Annotated in this window: 14 protein-coding genes and 1 pseudogene; 4 read left to right on the top strand and 11 right to left on the bottom strand. The window is 46.3% G+C overall.

Features of this window, described 5'->3' with window-relative positions:
• Window positions 1-72 precede the first annotated feature (72 nt).
• The 4 genes from argH to argC form a co-directional block, all read right to left on the bottom strand.
• Window positions 73-1,947, bottom strand: coding sequence for an argininosuccinate lyase (gene argH / locus RXX31_RS22810; protein WP_317591944.1), 1,875 nt, complete (start codon window positions 1,945-1,947; stop codon window positions 73-75).
• A 246-nt stretch (window positions 1,948-2,193) separates the two neighbouring features.
• Window positions 2,194-3,408: an argininosuccinate synthase gene (locus RXX31_RS22815; protein WP_317591945.1), complete on the bottom strand. Its 1,215-nt coding sequence runs from the start codon at window positions 3,406-3,408 to the stop codon at window positions 2,194-2,196.
• A gap of 89 nt (window positions 3,409-3,497) precedes the next feature.
• Window positions 3,498-4,289 (bottom strand): acetylglutamate kinase, encoded by a 792-nt coding sequence (argB, locus tag RXX31_RS22820; RefSeq protein WP_317591946.1) that lies wholly within the window; start codon window positions 4,287-4,289, stop codon window positions 3,498-3,500.
• Window positions 4,290-4,310: 21 nt separating this feature from the next.
• Window positions 4,311-5,315 carry an N-acetyl-gamma-glutamyl-phosphate reductase gene (gene argC, locus RXX31_RS22825; protein WP_264904111.1) on the bottom strand — a complete coding sequence of 335 codons (1,005 nt, stop codon included), beginning with the start codon at window positions 5,313-5,315 and terminating at the stop codon, window positions 4,311-4,313.
• Between the two features lie 144 nt (window positions 5,316-5,459).
• On the opposite strand from argC, the gene argE reads away from it, so the two are divergent.
• From argE to RXX31_RS22840, 3 genes are all read left to right on the top strand, one after another.
• Window positions 5,460-6,596, top strand: a complete 1,137-nt coding sequence (gene argE / locus RXX31_RS22830) for an acetylornithine deacetylase (protein WP_317591947.1) — start codon at window positions 5,460-5,462, stop codon at window positions 6,594-6,596.
• 277 nt (window positions 6,597-6,873) lie between these two features.
• Complete coding sequence (gene ppc, locus RXX31_RS22835) at window positions 6,874-9,507, top strand: phosphoenolpyruvate carboxylase (protein ID WP_317591948.1); 2,634 nt, start codon at window positions 6,874-6,876, stop codon at window positions 9,505-9,507.
• A 441-nt stretch (window positions 9,508-9,948) separates the two neighbouring features.
• Window positions 9,949-10,488, top strand: coding sequence for a PadR family transcriptional regulator (locus RXX31_RS22840; RefSeq protein WP_182011520.1), 540 nt, complete (start codon window positions 9,949-9,951; stop codon window positions 10,486-10,488).
• A 74-nt stretch (window positions 10,489-10,562) separates the two neighbouring features.
• On the opposite strand, the gene metF is transcribed toward RXX31_RS22840, so the two are convergent.
• The 3 genes from metF to RXX31_RS22855 all read right to left on the bottom strand — a co-directional run bounded on the left by metF (window position 10,563) and on the right by RXX31_RS22855 (window position 15,307).
• Window positions 10,563-11,459 carry a methylenetetrahydrofolate reductase gene (gene metF, locus RXX31_RS22845; RefSeq protein ID WP_317591949.1) on the bottom strand — a complete coding sequence of 299 codons (897 nt, stop codon included), beginning with the start codon at window positions 11,457-11,459 and terminating at the stop codon, window positions 10,563-10,565.
• A gap of 266 nt (window positions 11,460-11,725) precedes the next feature.
• Window positions 11,726-14,134 (bottom strand): bifunctional aspartate kinase/homoserine dehydrogenase II, encoded by a 2,409-nt coding sequence (locus tag RXX31_RS22850; RefSeq protein WP_317591950.1) that lies wholly within the window; start codon window positions 14,132-14,134, stop codon window positions 11,726-11,728.
• Between the two features lie 9 nt (window positions 14,135-14,143).
• Window positions 14,144-15,307, bottom strand: a complete 1,164-nt coding sequence (locus RXX31_RS22855) for an O-succinylhomoserine (thiol)-lyase (protein ID WP_317591951.1) — start codon at window positions 15,305-15,307, stop codon at window positions 14,144-14,146.
• A gap of 224 nt (window positions 15,308-15,531) precedes the next feature.
• Between RXX31_RS22855 and metJ the strand changes: the two genes are divergently transcribed.
• Window positions 15,532-15,852, top strand: coding sequence for a met regulon transcriptional regulator MetJ (gene metJ, locus RXX31_RS22860; RefSeq protein ID WP_014233166.1), 321 nt, complete (start codon window positions 15,532-15,534; stop codon window positions 15,850-15,852).
• Window positions 15,853-15,965: 113 nt separating this feature from the next.
• Here the strand turns inward: metJ and RXX31_RS22865 are convergent, their stop codons facing one another.
• The 4 genes and pseudogenes from RXX31_RS22865 to RXX31_RS22880 all read right to left on the bottom strand — a co-directional run.
• A complete protein-coding gene (locus tag RXX31_RS22865; protein WP_317591952.1) occupies window positions 15,966-17,237 on the bottom strand; it encodes a malic enzyme-like NAD(P)-binding protein in 1,272 nt (423 codons plus the stop codon).
• Between the two features lie 210 nt (window positions 17,238-17,447).
• Entirely contained in the window at window positions 17,448-17,924 is a 477-nt protein-coding gene (gene bfr / locus RXX31_RS22870; RefSeq protein ID WP_317591953.1) for a bacterioferritin, read from the bottom strand.
• 95 nt (window positions 17,925-18,019) lie between these two features.
• A complete protein-coding gene (locus RXX31_RS22875) occupies window positions 18,020-18,205 on the bottom strand; it encodes a bacterioferritin-associated ferredoxin (protein ID WP_317591954.1) in 186 nt (61 codons plus the stop codon).
• A 334-nt stretch (window positions 18,206-18,539) separates the two neighbouring features.
• Window positions 18,540-18,613, bottom strand: a pseudogene (locus RXX31_RS22880) (elongation factor Tu); the annotation flags it as partial.

The following is an 18,613-nucleotide window of genomic DNA, read 5'->3' on the forward strand; positions in this document are numbered from 1 at the left end:
TTTTTTTAGCAAATACTTATGTAACGATATCGCGACTCAGATAGGTTATTGAATGCTAAAGCGATCGATCATCTATGCGACGTAACTTTTTTGGATCAACTGTTCGACTAGATTGATCTCCAGAGCAACTTCATCACAAGCATGCTGACGAGGGCACTGGTCACAATCTTTCAACACTTTCTCTGGTAATAGAGATTTCGACGTTGGCACAAAGTTCTGCTTCATAAAGAATTCAGGCGTTCTGGTTAACACAAAGACTTTTTTGATTGCCATTTGGCGGGCTTTTTCCACCAGATAGTTCACAATCGCACTGCCCTGTCCCTGACCTTGCCAGCCTGCTTCAATGCCCAGAGAACGAACCTCTGCTAACCCTGAGTCATAAACGTACAAAGAAGCGCAACCCGTAACTTCACCATGATGCTCTGCGACCGCAAATGAGCCAATATCGCGCACTAACTCGTTACGAGAACGTGGCAAGTTTTCACCCAGGTTAGCCCAGTAAGCTACCATACCTTCTAGCGTCTCGATGTCTGTCAAACGCGCTGGGCGCACTTTAACCGCCGCATTATCACGCTGAATTAAACGTTTATCCGCTTGATCAACCGCGTACGCCACTTGCTGCGGTGAGACACCACCAAGCGCACAACGTTTTTCAAGACAAGATTCGATGGTAAGAATCTCATACACATCATCTTCAATAACGTCTGAAAATACTTTCAGCTCTTGTAGAGACAGCTCTTCAAGCGCGCAGCCTTTATCAATCGCACCGACCACGGCAACACCAACAATATGGTGCGCTTCACGGAATGGAATGCCTTTGGCAACGAGGTAATCAGCCAGCTCAGTCGCATTAGCGTAGCCTTGCTTCGCCGCTTCCAGCGTTCTTTCACCTTTAACTTTGATACCATCAAAACACAACGCTGCCATTTCCATACAGTCGTTCCAGGTATCCAACGCATCAAACAAACCTTCTTTGTCTTCCTGCATATCTTTGTTGTAAGCCAGAGGCAACGCTTTAACGGTCATCATCATTGCAGATAACGCGCCGTACACACGGCCCGTCTTACCACGGATTAATTCTAGTGCGTCTGGGTTTTTCTTCTGTGGCATCAATGAAGAGCCAGAAGTTACCGTATCGGCTAACTCGATGAAGTTAGACTCACCTGAGTTGTAGAAAATCATATCTTCAGCCAGACGAGAAAGGTGCAGCATAGAGATAGAAGCGACAGACATCAGTTCCATCACATGGTCACGGTCTGATACCGAATCCAGAGAGTTACGCGTTGCACGGTGGAAACCAAGATTGTGCGCCAGCTGCTCACGATTGATTGGATATGCAGTGCCCGCTAATGCACCAGAACCCAGTGGACAGGTGTCTAGACGTTGTAGTGCATCGCTTAAACGAGAGTGATCACGCTCAAACATTTCAACGTACGCTAAACACCAGTGTGCGAATGTCACAGGCTGTGCACGCTGAAGGTGCGTATAACCAGGTAATACCGTATCTTGGTGTTGTTTAGCAACGTGGACCATTTGCGATTGCAGACGATCTAAAGCAATCAGTAATTGCTGGCCCTGCTGACGACACCATAGCTTAAGGTCGGTAGCAACCTGATCGTTACGTGAACGCCCAGTGTGCAGCTTTTTACCTAAGTCACCCACTTTACCGATCAATTGTTGCTCAACCCAAGAGTGGATGTCTTCTGCATCAGAGCCGAGGATCTGATGCGGGTCTTCCATGACTTCAAGCTTCAGTTCGTTTAAAGCGAGTTCAAGCTTCTGTTGTTCTTCTGCCGATAACACATCAACAGACAACAGTGCCTTAGACCATGCAATTGAGCCTACGATGTCTTGCTCAGCCAATCGGTAGTCGAAACGCAACGAATCGTTGAAGTCTTTGAATCTGGTATCTGCCGCTTGGGTAAATCTTCCGCCCCATAATGCCATTGCGTATCTCCTGGTGACTATTGCTTACTCTAATATGCTCAAATTAGTGACGACTAAATTGATGGTCATTCGCTCACTTTTTCTTATAGGCCAACGTTACGGCAATTTGGAGAAAAAATAAAGTATAAATTCAATATTTTTACATATGTATTCACTATAATTGAGTTTCATACACATAAAAACTCGTTAAAAACAAAAAGACCTGCCAATTAATGGCAGGTCTTTTCTATCAGAGATGAAATAAGCTTATTTCTTCTGGCTGTTCAGAGCGCGAATACGGCTTGATAGTGAGTAAAGACGGATGAAACCACCAGCATGGCTTTGGTCGTAAACCTCATCTTCACCAAAGGTTGCGAACTCTTCTGAGTACAGGCTGTTATCAGAACGTTTTTGTGTAACCGTTGCCTGACCTTTGTACAGCTTAACAACCACTTCGCCATTCACATCTTGAGCAAGCTCTTCTGAAGCGGCAAGGATTGACTTACATAGCGGTGTAAACCAACGGCCATCGTATACAAGGTGAGACGCTTTAAGACCTAGCTCTTCACGGAATTCGAATGATGATTTGTCTAGCACTAGTTGCTCAACAGCACGCAGTGCTTCCATCATGATGGTGCCTCCCGGAGTTTCGTAACAGCCACGAGACTTCATACCAACCAGACGGTTCTCTACGATATCGATACGACCAACACCGTGTTTCGCACCTTTTTCGTTTAGGTAAACCAGTGCGTTGTATGGAGACATCGCTTCGCCGTCTACTGCAACCACTGCGCCTTTCTCAACTTTTAGCGTCACGTATTCAGCTTCGTTTGGTGCTTGCTCAGGATCTACCGTCCATACCCAGCAATCTTCATTTGGTGCATTCCAAGTATCTTCTAGTACGCCACCTTCCGTTGAGATGTGCCACGCGTTTGCATCACGTGAGTAAATCTTAGTCAGAGACGCTGAACATGGAATGTTACGCTCAGCCAGGTAATCCAGACATTGCTCACGGCTCACTAGGTCCCATTCACGCCAAGGTGCGATAACATGTAGATCCGGTGCTAGTGCTGCGAAAGCGCCTTCGAAACGAACCTGGTCGTTACCTTTACCAGTACAACCGTGACACAGTGCATCAGCACCGACTTTACGAGCAACTTCAACCTGCGCTTTTGCGATGATTGGACGAGCCATTGAAGTACCTAGCAGGTATTTACCTTCGTAGTAAGCGCCTGTTTTTAGCGTTGGGTAAACGTACTCTGCAACCATTTCTTCTTTTAGGTCAGCGATGTAACACTCAGATGCACCTGATGCTTTCGCTTTTTCTTCAATGCCTTCTAGCTCTTCTGCGCCCTGACCTACATCAGCGACAAACGCAACAACTTCACAGTTGTAGTTCTCTTTTAGCCACGGGATGATTACTGAAGTATCTAGACCGCCAGAGTATGCGACTACTACTTTGTTTACGTTCACTTTGCTCATTTTTTTCTCCAAATTTAACTGGCTCTGCTCTCGGCGGTCAGTGCCAACTACTTCCTAATGTTTAATTCTTTAAATTCTTTACTGCGTCATTATTGAGGCAGAAACTGGGTACCGATGCTTTGACCAGCAAATAGCTGCTCCAGCTTTTCAGGGTAGCGCCAGGTTGCGACTTCGATAGGACGACCAAGATCATTGGCAGCCTCCAAAGCAGCTTTAACTTTGACGATCATGCCGTCAGTGATCACACTGCCTTCGATCAATGCGTCGGCTTCTTTCTCGGACAAACTTTTGATCAAGTGGCCTTTGCCATCCAAAACACCGCTCACGTCAGATAGCAGAACCAACTCCGCATCCAGTGCACCAGCAACAGCGACTGCCGCTTGATCCGCATTAACGTTCATCAACTGGCCTTCTTTAGTCAGACCAATTGAACTAATGATTGGCAGCGCGCCTGTATTTAAGATCGCTTGGACAAGTGTTGAGTCACCCGGAGTCGCTTTACCTACCGCGCCCAATTCTGGATCGAGTTCTTCAACCTGACATAAACCGCCATCCGCTAAGCTCAGGCCCACAGCATTCAGACCATCTGCAATTGCCTGCCCTTGTAGCAGCTTGTTTGCTGTACCGGCTAGTGCCCCTGCGATGACTGGGATTTGATCGTATGGTGTCACTCGTAAGCCATGTTTCTTTACGGTTTCGAGCTGCAATTTCGTCATCAGCTCATCGACCAGGTAACCACCGCCATGAACGATGGCGATTTGTCGTTGCGCCGAACTTTGGTAGGCCGCGATGGCACCAAAAAGTTGGCTCAAGGTCTTCTTGCAAGATAAAGCTGCACCGCCTAGCTTAATGACTAATGGCGCTTGATTGGTTTGCGTCATTGCTTTTCCCTCTATCAACGACTACAGCAACGCTGTCAGTTCTGGGTAACCGTAATGAATATTTAAACATTGCATCGCTTGACTCGATGCACCTTTGAGTAGGTTGTCGATGGCAGACATCACGATGACGTGTTCGCCCTGTACCTTCCAGCCGATATCGCAGAAAGGCGTATTTTCAACATCCTGAATACGTGGAATACCATCGCCCTTGAGACGCACAGCAGGCTTGCCTTGATAGGCTTGTTCGAACGCCTGAGTCACTTGTTCTGCAGTCACACCTGCTGACAGCTTCATTGTGATCGTGGCAAGAATACCGCGCTTGAAGTTGCCGAGGTGAGGAGTGAAAATCACATCACAGCCCAAGTGTTGAGCGATTTCAGGTTGGTGACGATGGCTAAATACTCCATATGGTTGCAAGCTCACTTCGCAGAAGCTGTTCGTCATTGAAGCTTTTCTGCCCGCACCTGATACACCGCTCGTCGCATTAATCACTGGCCACTGTTGAGTATCGACTAAACCACCTTCAAGAAGGGGCTTGATTGCCAATTGCGATGCTGTTGGGTAGCAGCCTGCTACCGCAACTAAAGGCGTGTTTTTAATTGCTTCAAAGTTCCACTCCGCTAAGCCGTACACCGCTTGTTCTAGCCAGTTGTTAAATTGATGCTTGAAACCATAGAAAGTGTCGTAAAAGCCTTCACTCTGAACACGGAAGGCACCCGATAAATCGAATACCTGACATCCGGCTTCAAGGAAAATTGGCGCGAGATCATGGCTGACTTCATGTGCTGTAGCCAAAAACACTACATCTGATTCTTCAGCCACTTGTTTTGGATCGGTTAACGGATTCACTGGCATATCGATAACGCCGGCTAACTTGCCGTGCAGCTGGGCAATACTTTTTCCTGCATCTACACTGTTGGCGGAAACGTATAAACCTGATAGCGTGAGTTCTGGGTGTTTGTTAACCATTAAAGCTAACTCTGCGCCGGTGTAACCGCTGGCTCCGATAATCGTCGTTTTTAGCATTCTATAACATCCGTAAACTTAAAGGCTCAAGTGACTATTCATATTTAAATTTTGCTATATTTTGATTTTTTATTCATTAAATATGATTTAATATGTGTTTTACAGTTTTGTGCTCTGTCTGTCAATAGGAGATTTGAAGAATCCATGCAATTACCAACGTTTCTAGAGGTCTATGAAGGACTCATCAGCACCTCTTCAATCAGCTCCACCGACCCAAAATGGGACCAAGGCAATGCGAAAGTCATTGAGAAGCTCGCCTCCTGGTTCAAAGATCTTGGGTTTAGTGTTGAGGTGGTCGAAGTCGAACCAGGCAAACACAATATGATCGCACGTATGGGCGAAGGCGAAGGTGGCCTTCTCTTAGCTGGTCACAGTGATACCGTTCCATTTGATGAAGGGCGCTGGAACTTCGACCCGCATAAACTGACTGAAAAAGACAATCGCTTTTACGGTCTCGGTACGGCAGACATGAAGGGCTTCTTTGCTTTCATTTATGAGGCCGTTAAAAAAGTCGACTGGAGTAAACAGAAGAAGCCGCTTTATGTGCTCGCGACCTGTGATGAAGAAACCACAATGTTGGGGGCTAGGCACTTTACTGCTAATGCGCCTTTCAAACCGGAGTACTGCATTATTGGCGAACCAACCAGCCTGGTTCCAATTCGCGGCCACAAAGGCCACGTTGCTAACGCCATTCGTGTTACAGGTAAGTCAGGCCACTCTTCTGATCCAGCACTGGGTGTCAATGCTATTGAGATCATGCATGAAGTCATGTTTGCCATGATGCAGTTACGCGATAAGTTAATAAAAGAGTACCACCACCCTGGATTTGCAATACCAAGCCCAACATTAAACCTTGGCCATATTCACGGTGGCGACAGCGCAAACCGCATTTGTGGCTGTTGTGAACTGCATTACGACGTTCGCCCATTACCTGGCATCAGCTTAGATGGGCTCGAGAACATGTTGCGCGGTGCTTTAAAAGAAGTGGAAGCCAAATGGCCGGGACGTATTGAGATTGTACCACTGCATGAGTCCATTCCGGGTTACGAATGCCCGCATGACCATCCATTCATCGGTGGCGTAGAAGAATTATGCGAGACTAGTGCTCAGACAGTAAACTACTGTACAGAAGCGCCATTTCTACAAGAGTTGTGTCCAACGTTGGTTCTCGGACCAGGGTCTATCGATCAAGCCCATCAGCCGGACGAGTTTCTGGCTTTTGATTTCATTGACCCGACCATTGATGTGCTGTCTAAAGCAATGGTCAAATACTGTTGTTAGTAAAATAAAATGATGCTTGACCTGTGCAGCTCCGATGAGCAGTACAGGTTGCTCTTTTCCTTAACACTTAACTCACTATTAACACTTACTTAACTTGTTATTTTGTAATTAATTTTCATTTATTGTGCCATGGGCACTGCAACTTTGCTCTAAATCAGGAGAGAAGCGGAATAATTACAAACATAGTCGGCTTTATTTGACTATAACTGGTGCTTTTCGCTAGATTGGTGTCTTAATAAGAACAATGGATGTAGTTTTTTTACGAGGCAGGACGACAATGAACGAGAAATACGCCGCACTCAAAAGCAATGTGCGCATGTTAGGCCACTTACTGGGTAACACCATTCACGATGCCCATGGCGAAGAAATCTTCGAGAAAGTGGAAACCATTCGTAAATTATCCAAGTCAGCCCAAGCAGGAAATCAAGCAGACAAAGAAAGCTTGATCGAAGAAATTAAACACCTTCCTGATGAGCAACTGACACCAGTAACCCGTGCGTTTAACCAATTTCTAAACCTCACGAATATTGCTGAGCAGTACCACACGATTTCACGTCACTGTGAAGAGCACATCTGCGAACCAGACGCGATCAACTCGCTATTTTCTAAGCTGGTACAAAACGATGTGAGCAAGCTTGATACCGCTCAAGCTGTACGTGACCTGAATATTGAACTGGTACTGACAGCTCACCCAACTGAAATCACTCGCCGCACCATGATTAATAAGCTGGTGAAGATCAACGAGTGTTTATCAAAACTAGAATTAAGCGATCTTTCATCGAAAGAACGCAAGAAAACTGAACGTCGCCTGGAGCAGCTGATTGCCCAGGGCTGGCACTCAGACGTGATCCGCCAACAACGCCCAACGCCACTTGATGAAGCGAAATGGGGCTTTGCGGTCGTTGAAAACTCTCTGTGGGAAGCTGTCCCTGAGTTTTTACGCGAGATGAACGATCGTCTGGAATCTTATCTTGGCGAAGGTTTACCAATCGACGCGCGTCCAGTACATTTTTCTTCTTGGATGGGTGGTGACCGTGACGGTAACCCATTTGTTACTCATAACATCACGCGTGAGGTTCTGCTTCTGTCCCGTTGGAAAGCGGCGGATCTTTACCTAAATGACATCAACGAATTGATCAGCGAGCTGTCGATGACAGTAAGTAATGATCAAGTTCGTGAACTGGCTGGAGATGATCAACACGAACCATACCGTGCGATCCTCAAGCAGCTTCGCTCTCTGCTCAACGAAACCAAAGATATCCTAGATGCGAAGATTAACGGTCAAAAGCTAGCCGTCAAAGCACCACTACAAAAAGTAGAACAGCTTTGGGATCCATTGTACGCGTGTTACCAGTCACTACATGAGTGTGGCATGGGTGTCATTGCTGACGGCTCACTGCTGGATACTCTGCGCCGAGTGAAAGCGTTTGGTGTTCACTTGGTTCGTCTCGACATTCGTCAAGAAAGTACTCGTCACGCAGACGCGCTTTCTGAGTTGACCCGCCATCTGGGCATTGGTGACTACCAGCAGTGGAGCGAGCAAGACAAAATTGCTTTCCTGACCAATGAGCTGGCGTCCAAGCGTCCTCTTCTACCACGTGACTGGGAACCATCAGAACCTGTTCAAGAGGTTTTGGACACCTGTAAGATCATTGCTGCACAATCTCGTGAAGCGTTCGGTGCTTATGTTATCTCAATGGCCCGTACCGCATCAGACGTTCTTGCGGTTCACCTGCTGCTACAAGAATCTGGCTGCCCTTACCGCATGGACGTTTGTCCTCTGTTCGAAACGCTGGAAGACTTGAACAACGCAGAATCGGTCATCAAACAGTTGATGGACATCGATCTGTACCGTGGCTTTATCCAAAACCACCAAATGGTCATGATCGGCTACTCTGACTCAGCAAAAGATGCTGGTGTTATGTCTGCTGGCTGGGCGCAATACCATGCGATGGAATCTTTAGTTAAAGTCACGGAAGAGGAAGGCGTTGAACTGACATTGTTCCACGGCCGTGGTGGTACAGTCGGTCGTGGCGGTGCACCTGCACATGCTGCTCTACTGTCTCAGCCACCAAAGAGCCTTAAAGGTGGCCTTCGTGTGACCGAGCAGGGTGAGATGATTCGCTTTAAGCTAGGTCTTCCTGACGTTGCGGTAAACAGCTTCAACCTATACGCCAGTGCCATTCTGGAAGCGAACCTACTACCGCCACCAGAGCCAAAACAAGAGTGGCGCGATCTGATGGAAGTGCTCTCTGAAGTGAGCTGTGAAGCTTATCGTAGCGTTGTACGCGGCGAGCCTGACTTTGTACCTTACTTCCGCCAGGCGACACCAGAGCTGGAGTTAGGCAAACTACCACTAGGCTCACGTCCTGCTAAGCGTAACCCTAAAGGCGGCGTAGAGAGTTTACGTGCCATTCCATGGATCTTCTCATGGAGCCAAAACCGCTTGGTGCTACCAGCATGGCTGGGGGCAGGCGAAGCGATTCAGTACTCAGTAGACAAAGGTCATCAAGCGTTACTGGAAGAGATGTGTCGTGAGTGGCCATTCTTCTCAACACGCCTTGGCATGCTAGAAATGGTGTACTCGAAATGTAACATCGATATCTCTCGCTACTATGACCTGCGCTTGGTTGATGAATCACTTCGTCCACTTGGTGAAAGGTTACGAGCTCAACTACAGAAAGACATCAAAGCGGTTCTGAATGTAGAGAATAACGAGAACCTGATGCAACATGACCCGTGGGGACTGGAGTCCATCCGCCTACGTAACATCTACGTTGAGCCATTGAACATGCTTCAAGCAGAGTTGCTGTATCGTACGCGTCAAAATGAGGAAGCTTCAGCAGAGCTTGAAGAAGCCCTGATGGTGACGATTGCGGGTATCGCAGCAGGTATGCGTAACACAGGCTAAAATAACCTGTTGAAAGTAACAGAATATGATATAAAAGGCTGAGCAATTGCTCAGCCTTTCTTATATCCATCAAATTGAACAGCAATTAACCAGATAAATCCCCCAAACAACCCCCAAAAAGAACCAGGAATTCAGAATAAATGACTACTCAAATACATTACTGAGTATTATATTAGTTTTTTGGGGTTATTCTTTCCTAGTATTCCACTTCATGCTTATTATTTATATACTACTCGCCTTGCTGTGAGCGCATAAATCCAATCATATCAGCTCCAGCCTCGATGGGAATCTCCCATCTCTCTAGGTGATAAACGGCTTTAAGGTGACAGGACCAACAATTGTTGGTGCTACTTATACATAAAAAACTCAAGCGTCATGAAGAGCGCAGCTGAAAGTATAAGTAGCTTGTTTACAAGTTTATTGACCATTTGGATTGAAGACATGTCATTACCACACGTAATCTTAACTGTGCTTAGCACCCGCGATGCAACCGGTTACGATATCACAAAAGAATTCTCAGCTAGCATTGGTTACTTCTGGAAAGCAAGCCACCAGCAAGTTTACCGTGAGCTCAATAAAATGGCTGAGAAAGAGCTGGTTACTTGCGTATTAGAGCCTCAAGAAGGAAAGCCGGATCGTAAAGTTTACTCCATCACTGACGCAGGACGTAGCGCACTAGGTGAATGGTTTGACCAACCAACGGCACACCCAACCGTTCGTGACGAGTTCTCAGCGAAACTGATGGCTTGTGCAGTTCAACCTGCTGCACCTTTCCGTGAGCAACTGTCTGAACTGGTTGAAGAGTCACGCAAACTGGTTTCTCACTACAAAGAAATTGAAGCGGCATACTACGCGACGCCGTCTACCCTGGACAAACAAGCACGTCTGGAGCGCCTGACACTACGCCGCAATCTGCTGTTGCGCGAAACGTGGATCACTTGGGCAGAGGAAGTGCTAACTGAACTTGAAGTTATCGGCTAATCCACAATAAACCGCCCATGACTTAACAATAAAAAGGCTTGCCGATGGCAAGCCTTTCTTTTATTTATCAACAACTAAACTGCAGTCTGAGGGCGTACACCCAAGGTGTGGCACAACGCGTAAGTCATCTCAGCTCGGTTTAGTGTGTAAAAGTGGAAGTCTTTCACACCTTCTCGGCTCAATACACGCACCATATCAATTGCCTGACTTGCTCCTACTAACTGGCGTGTCACTGGATCATCATCCAGACCTTCAAACTGTCGGCTCATCCAGCCAGGGACTTTTACGTTATTCTGCGCAGCAAAGCGAGACGCCTGTTTAAAGTTAGATACTGGCAAAATACCCGGTACGATTTCTACATCGATACCAGCGGCGACACAGCGGTCACGAAAACGCAGGTAAGACTCGACATCAAAGAAGAACTGAGTGATTGCACGATTTGCACCAGCATCGACTTTACGCTTAAGGTTCAGCAGATCAGCCTGTGCGCTTTTTGCTTCAGGGTGTACTTCAGGGAAAGCCGCGACTGAGATATCGAAATCGTGACGAGATTTCAACAGCTCAACAAGATCAGAAGCGTACATCTCAGGTGCGCCGCCACCTGGTGGAATATCACCACGCAGTGCAACGATATTTTCGATACCGTTGTTCCAGTAGTCATCAGCAATATTAATCAGCTCTTCGCGAGTCGCATCGATACAAGTCAAGTGCGGAGCTGCGACTAAACCAGTTTCTGATTTGATTTCTTTAATGATGGAATGAGTTCTGTCACGCTCACCAGAGTTCGCCCCGTAAGTCACCGAGACAAACTTAGGTTTAAGTGCTTTTAGACGGTGCACAGAGTTCCATAGCGTTTCTTCCATTTTTTCGTTGCTTGGCGGAAAAAACTCAAACGAAACATTAATATTGTCTGATAACTCAGCGATATTCTGGTTTAAGGCATCGATATGGCCTGCGTGCGTGTAACCCATCTTACTCTCCCTGTGGCAACCCGCCACGAAATCAAATTATCAAATCGACGTTTAGACGTCTATATGTCTACAGAATGTATTGAATACGATTTAATGTCAACCTTGTAATTATGAATTTTTTTCATGTTAATAATGAGGATAGTTCAAGTTCAATACTGACTAATGTTTATCCAGGATAAACATATGGCCAACAACGATTCTGCATTTAAGTATGGCACCAAGAAGGGAATAAAAAACCCCGGATGGCGTCCGAGGTTTTTACGAGTTTAAAATAGTCCAGCCAGACGGTTGAGGTCGGACTGAATTGCCCCTGCTGTCACTTCGCGTCCAGCGCCAGGGCCACGGATAACCAGCGGATTATCTTTGTACCACTTGCTTTCAATCGCAAAGATATTGTCACACGGCAGTAAGTTTGCCAGCGCATGTTCACGGGACAAAGCTTCGATACCGACCGTCGCTTTGCCATCTTTTTCTAAACGAGCAACGTAACGCAGTACCTGATCGTTCTTCTGCGCTTTGGTTAAACGCTCTTGCAGAGTCTCGCTCAACAGCGCGGCATTATCAAAGAACTCATCTAAGCTCAGCGTACGCAGTTCTTCAGGCACTAACGACTCCACCTTTACGCTTCCCGGTTCGATATCCAGACCAGACTCACGCGCCAGAATAACCAGCTTACGCATCACATCGGAGCCATCTAAGTCAGAACGAGGGTCAGGCTCAGTGAGTCCTTGCTGCCAGGCTAAATCGACCAACTCACTGAATGGAACAGAGCCATCAAACTGCTGGAATAACCATGAAAGCGTTCCGGAGAAAATACCAGATATCGCCACAATCTCATCGCCACTCTCGCGAAGATCACGCACCGTATGGTTGATTGGTAACCCTGCCCCTACTGTTGCATTGTACAGCCAGTGGCGTCCAATCTTAGCAAATGCATCCTGAACCTGATGGTAGTACTGACTATCAGCCGAGCCCGCTACCTTGTTCGCAGAGATAAGGTGGATCCCCTGCTGAGCGATATCAACGTAGCATTTGGCAAGGTCCTGGCTGGCGGTGACATCAAGGACAACGGCTTCATCGTAGTTCTGTAAGGCACCAAGACGCGGTAACCATGAGCCATCGTTTTCAATACTTTCATCATTGAAGCGTGCCGAAACACCAGACGCATCAATACCCTGACTATCAAACCAATACATTTGACTATCAACCACAGCGACTAAGTCAAAGCTCATGCCATGGAGTTTCTCGAGTTCACCTTTTTGAGAAGCGAATAAGTTTAACCAGCTCGAACCAATATTGCCTTTACCGCACAATGCGACAGCAACTCGCTTCTGCGCCTGAAACAACTGGCTGTGAACTGTCTGTACCAACTCTTCGGTATTGGTGCGACGCAATACTGCCACCAGACTTAACCCAGACTCCGTCTCAGCGATAAATTCCACCGGAGAATGTTTTAGCTTTTGCTGAAAACCAAAACAGTGGTTGGCATTAGTTGTCACACCTGCACCGACAGCCGCAATCAGAGAGTAACCCTCAGTGAGGTTAATCTCCGCATCCAGGTCAGATTCCTGCAGATACTTGAGTGCACCACCAGCAATTTCTGCTGTGTATGCCAGTCGTAATACCTGCTGTTCAGGCTGAGCTTCAAACGCTAGCGGCTCCAACTGAGCACGTTTGAGCGATTCGAGTACATCGCTCTGTGTTTTTTCAAAGTCATGTCCGTGAGCAAACGAAAGCTGAACCAATAGCACGTCGTCCAGCGATGTGATGATTTTCGCCCCACGGCCAGACGCCAGAACACGCTCAATACGCGTCGAACCAGACTCAGGAAGGTAACTGCACTTAAGGCTCAAATCCATGGTGCTTTGCGCCACAGGCTGCAGTGTGCGGCTGTGCAACACAGGAGCAGCTAAACGAGCTAGCTCACTGGCTTCATCCAGTCGTAATAATGGTAACAAGCATGCATCGGAGACCAAACGAGGGTCAGCACTATAAACACCAGCCACGTCACTCCAAATCGTCGTTGTACTGACTTCAGCAAGTGCACCAATCACCGTTGCCGAATAGTCTGAGCCATTACGACCGAGCAGAACGGTTTCACCATTATCATTTTGCGCCATGAAGCCGGTAATGATCACACGTTTATGACTATGCTGTGCCAGTGCTTCTTTGATAAGCGGGTATGAACGAGCACGATCAACTTCTGGTTGAGTGCCAGCTTCTGCACGTAAAAACGCTCGTGCATCTTGCGCCACGGCAGGTAAATCCTGCTGACTTAATAATGCCGCAAGTAAGCGTGATGACCACACTTCACCATGGCCTAATACTGCCGCCTTTTGCGCTTCAGTGAGCGGAGAGGTCAGCTCCGCCAATGTGCTGAATTCATCTTGTAAAGAAGCAAGCAGCTGCTCTTGAGCTTCCCCCTCTAACAATACTTCAACAAGATTGCTTTGAAACTGTCTTAAGCTTTGTAGTGCTTCGTGAGCGATTCGACCATCTTTCTCTAAGCCTTCAAGAAACTCAATCAGACGGTTGGTTGTTTTACCCGCGGCTGATACCACCACCAAATCATTTTCTGCAGAGTACTCTTTGAGAATACCCGCTACACGTAAATAGCACTCTGGGTCTGCCAGGCTGCTACCACCAAACTTGTGTAGCTGACGTTGTACAGTCATTATGATCTCCTATTGCTGTGCAGATTTGGTGAAAGCTTGTTCTAAGTCAGCAATGAGATCTTGCGCATCTTCCAGACCGACTGAAAGGCGTAGTAGCTGCTGTGATACGCCAGCTTCAGCCAATGCTTCCTCACCCATAGCACGGTGCGTCATGGATGCCGGGTGGCAAATCAGGCTTTCTACTCCACCGAGAGACTCAGCGAGTGAAAACAATTTCAGTTCCTTGACGAAGGCTTTGAGTTGCTCAAATGAACCCGCGAACTCAAAACTCAGCATGGACCCAAAGCCCGATTGCTGCTTTTTAGCAATCTCGTGGCCAGGGTGATGTGGCAGACTTGGATGATAAATTTTCGCCACCAACGACTGCTTCTGTAGGTAAGCCAGCACCTGCTGTGAACTTTCTTCATGCACTCGCATACGTGCCCCCAAAGTACGAAGACCTCTCAAAGTCATGTAGCTATCAAATGGTGTACCTGTCGCACCAATACAATTGCCCCACCAGGCTAACTCTTCTGCATGTTCTTCCGTTTTAGCGATAATCACGCCACCAATCACGTCCGAGTGACCATTGATGTATTTGGTTGTCGAGTGAATAACAAAGTCAGCCCCCAACTCTAGAGGTTTCTGGTATACCGGTGTCAAAAACGTATTGTCTACTGCGACTAAAGCACCGGCTTGCTTTGCTTTTTCACAGACCACAGCAATATCGACAACGCGAACCAGAGGGTTAGACGGTGTTTCTAGCAGAACCAGTTTTGGCTTTTGTGCTAATGCCTCATCCAGCGCTTTCTCGTCAGTTTGATCGACAAACAGCACCTTGAAGTCGCCTTTATTCGCACGAGTATTAAACAGGCGGTAAGTGCCACCATAACAGTCGTTTGGAGCAACAATAACATCATCAGGACCAATAAAAGCCGATACCCATAAGTTCAGTGCAGACGTACCACAGTTAGTGATCACGGCTCCTTTGCCAGATTCCAGCTCAGACAATGCACTTTCTAATAATCCACGATTTGGATTACCTGAGCGCGTGTAGTCGTACTTAGGCACTTCCCCAAATGCAGGAAAGCCGTAGTTTGTCGAAAGGTAGATTGGTGGAACGACAGCATGGTATTGAGTGTCAGATTCAATACCGGTACGTACGGCAATAGTTGCAGGCTTACGGGTGCTCATGGGTGTATCCTTTCACAGGTGATGACTTCTAAATGGGAATGCGCTATATCTAAATGGTGAGATTCAATGAATTGCACACTCCTTACTGTTCCTGTCACTTTACTCGTCAAAAATTAAGACGTCAACACTTCTAGACGTCCATATGTCTTTGCTTATGGCAGTAAATGCAGCTAAAATCAGCTCCTATATTATTTTTTAACCTATTACATAGATGAAGGTACGCAATGGCTGACTGGAATGGCGAATACATTAGCCCTTATGCTGAGCATGGAAAGAAAAGCGAACAAGTAAAAAAAATCACTGTCTCTATCCCGCTGAAAGTTTTAAAAGTGCTAACTGATGAACGTACTCGTCGTCAGATCAACAACTTACGCCACGCAACCAATAGCGAACTCCTATGTGAGGCATTTCTACATGCGTATACGGGTCAACCGCTTCCAACGGATGAAGACCTTCGTAAAGATCGCCCAGACGATATTCCGACGGAAGCGAAAGCTCTGATGACGGAAATGGGCATCGAATTCGAGTCGTTTGACGAAGAGTAACCTAAAGCGTGTCGAATACACCAAATGGTTATTCAATCTTGAAAGCTAAGAAATAACATAAAAAATGGGACGCTATCGCGTCCCATTTTTTGTACATCATTCAATGCTGAGCTTTACTCTGCCATATAGTTTTCTGGCATTTCAATACGGGCAACACCCGAGTCAACTGCCGCTTGAGCAACGGCTTTTGCAACGCGAGGCAGTAAGCGAGCATCCATTGGCTTTGGAATAATGTAATCTGAGCCGAACTCAAGCTTATCGACACCCGCCGCTGCCAATACTGCTTCTGGTACTGGCTCTTTCGCCAACTGACGAATAGCATCAACCGCTGCAAGTTTCATCTCATCGTTAATTTCGCTTGCACGTACATCAAGCGCACCACGGAAGATGAATGGGAAACAAAGTACATTGTTTACCTGGTTCGGATAATCACTACGCCCTGTACCCATGATTAAATCATTACGAACTTCGTGCGCGAGCTCTGGCTTAATTTCAGGATCTGGGTTTGAACATGCGAAAACAATTGGCTTATCCGCCATCAGTTTTAATGCTTCAGGTGGAAGCAGATTTGGACCTGATACGCCAAGGAACAGATCAGCACCTTCAATCACATCTTCTAAAGTACGCTTATCGGTGTTATTTGCGAATAGCTCTTTGTACTCGTTAAGATCATCACGGCGAGTATGAATCACGCCTTTACGATCCAACATGTAAATCTTTTCACGCATCGCACCACATTTTATCAGTAGTTCCATACACGCTACTGCAGCCGCACCGGCACCAAGACAAACAATCGTAGAATCTTCAAGCTTCTTACCTTGCAGCTCAATGGCGTTCAGCATGCCTGCTGCCGTTACGATTGCTGTACCATGTTGATCATCATGGAAGACAGGAACGTCACAACGTTCGATAAGACGCTTTTCAATTTCAAAACAGTCTGGAGCCTTAATATCTTCCAGGTTAATACCACCGAAGGTATCAGCAATGCTTGCTACGGTATTAACGAACTCGTCGATCGTGCGGTGTTTTACTTCGATATCAATAGAATCAAGTCCAGCGAAACGCTTAAACAGTAGCGCTTTACCTTCCATTACAGGTTTAGAAGCAAGCGGACCTAAGTTACCCAAGCCAAGAATCGCGGTACCGTTAGAAATAACGGCAACCATGTTACCTTTCGCGGTGTACTTATAGATATTGTCAGGATTTTGTGCGATTTCACGTACAGGCTCAGCGACACCAGGGCTGTAGGCTAAAGCAAGATCACCAGCGGTTTCGGCAGGTGTGGTTAGCTCGACGGCAATCTTCCCTGGGGTTGGGTATGCATGATAGTCAAGAGCTCGTTGGCGTTGTTCTTCTTCTGGAGTTACTGCTTTGTCTTCAGACATGAGGGCGTTTCTCTTTTTATTTTTAGGTAAGGGGGGAATAAATTCTAATGGATAGTGGTCGATCTTCATAGGTAAGATTGCGAGCAATATCCTTAAAAAAAACGATATTAAAAGAGATTAGACCAGATAGTCAGGAAAAGCACCTAACTTTTAAGTCAGGTGCACTAGTGTAAACGTCAGATTTTTAACATAACGATGGGATAGCCGAGATTAATCCTCATCGACATACTGTGCTTGCAGATAATTTTCGATGCCAGACATCTCAATTAAGCCAAGCTGAGTCTCAAGCCAGTCGACGTGCTCTTCTTCATCTTCGAGAATATCCTGAAACAAATCGCGCGAAACATAATCTCGGATATCTTCTGCGTAAGCGATCGCATCTTTTAGATCGGGAATAGCGGCCATTTCCAGTTTAAGATCGCATTCGAGCATCTCTTTGGTATCTTCACCGATCATTAACTTGCCGAGATCTTGCAGATTAGGCAGACCTTCTAAGAATAAAATGCGTTCGATGAGATGATCGGCATGTTTCATTTCATCAATCGACTCGTGATACTCCTTATCGGCTAGGTGTTTTAACCCCCAATCTTTGTACATACGGGCATGAAGGAAGTATTGATTAATAGCGACGAGCTCGTTACCGAGCACTTTGTTGAGATGTTGGATAATGATTGGATCGCCTTTCATTGACTAGCCCCTCCTCTTTTTAGGCTTCATATAAATGTAGAAGCAAATGAGAAGGTGTCAAAAGGCTCAGCGATTTCACCGAAGCATAACAGTGATTAGCTGGCTTGTTTTATTTCTATGTAGTGTTCAGCTAAAATTTCTTTGGCTTGTCTGATGCACTTACCGCATTGGCTTCCCAGCGCTGTACATCGCTTTATCCCCCTGATATCCGTTATGCCTTCATCCACAGCCAACTTCTTAATTTTCTTGTCAGAAACACCATGACAAAGACATACAAACATACTCAAAACCCGTAAACAGTAACTATCGAGAAAATAATATAAACAAGAATGGTTCTTGTTACCAGTCGTATTGAGCGGTCACTTCAGAACATTTGGTTATATGAATCGATGAGGAACTGGACAGGATCAAGCACTTAGAGCTAAGTAAAAAAATAGGGATGGACAGAGTAAGGTAACACTCTGTTTTAAGATAAGAAAAAGTACGATCAGTTTTTATCTGCTTATAACTAAATAGAGTGGCAGATATGAAAAAGGGAAGCCAAAGCCTCCCTTTTTCTGCTGCGTTTTCTTCAAAATGAAGAAACGTGCGAGATTTCGTTTAATTCGTTAAGAATTAGTCGAAGATCTTAGCAACAACACCAGCACCTACTGTACGGCCACCTTCACGGATCGCGAAACGTAGACCTT

Source organism: Vibrio sp. EA2, assembly GCF_033042495.1.
GTDB lineage: Bacteria > Pseudomonadota > Gammaproteobacteria > Enterobacterales > Vibrionaceae > Vibrio.

Coding starts and splice junctions, on each gene's coding strand:
- RXX31_RS22875 (WP_317591954.1), bottom strand. CDS start 18,205: ATGTTTGTATGTCTTTGTCATGGTGTTTCTGACAAGAAAATTAAGAAG.
- ppc (WP_317591948.1), top strand. CDS start 6,874: ATGAACGAGAAATACGCCGCACTCAAAAGCAATGTGCGCATGTTAGGC.
- RXX31_RS22865 (WP_317591952.1), bottom strand. CDS start 17,237: ATGTCTGAAGACAAAGCAGTAACTCCAGAAGAAGAACAACGCCAACGA.
- RXX31_RS22840 (WP_182011520.1), top strand. CDS start 9,949: ATGTCATTACCACACGTAATCTTAACTGTGCTTAGCACCCGCGATGCA.
- RXX31_RS22855 (WP_317591951.1), bottom strand. CDS start 15,307: ATGAGCACCCGTAAGCCTGCAACTATTGCCGTACGTACCGGTATTGAA.
- RXX31_RS22850 (WP_317591950.1), bottom strand. CDS start 14,134: ATGACTGTACAACGTCAGCTACACAAGTTTGGTGGTAGCAGCCTGGCA.
- argB (WP_317591946.1), bottom strand. CDS start 4,289: ATGACGCAAACCAATCAAGCGCCATTAGTCATTAAGCTAGGCGGTGCA.
- metF (WP_317591949.1), bottom strand. CDS start 11,459: ATGGGTTACACGCACGCAGGCCATATCGATGCCTTAAACCAGAATATC.
- metJ (WP_014233166.1), top strand. CDS start 15,532: ATGGCTGACTGGAATGGCGAATACATTAGCCCTTATGCTGAGCATGGA.
- argC (WP_264904111.1), bottom strand. CDS start 5,315: ATGCTAAAAACGACGATTATCGGAGCCAGCGGTTACACCGGCGCAGAG.
- argH (WP_317591944.1), bottom strand. CDS start 1,947: ATGGCATTATGGGGCGGAAGATTTACCCAAGCGGCAGATACCAGATTC.
- argE (WP_317591947.1), top strand. CDS start 5,460: ATGCAATTACCAACGTTTCTAGAGGTCTATGAAGGACTCATCAGCACC.
- bfr (WP_317591953.1), bottom strand. CDS start 17,924: ATGAAAGGCGATCCAATCATTATCCAACATCTCAACAAAGTGCTCGGT.
- RXX31_RS22815 (WP_317591945.1), bottom strand. CDS start 3,408: ATGAGCAAAGTGAACGTAAACAAAGTAGTAGTCGCATACTCTGGCGGT.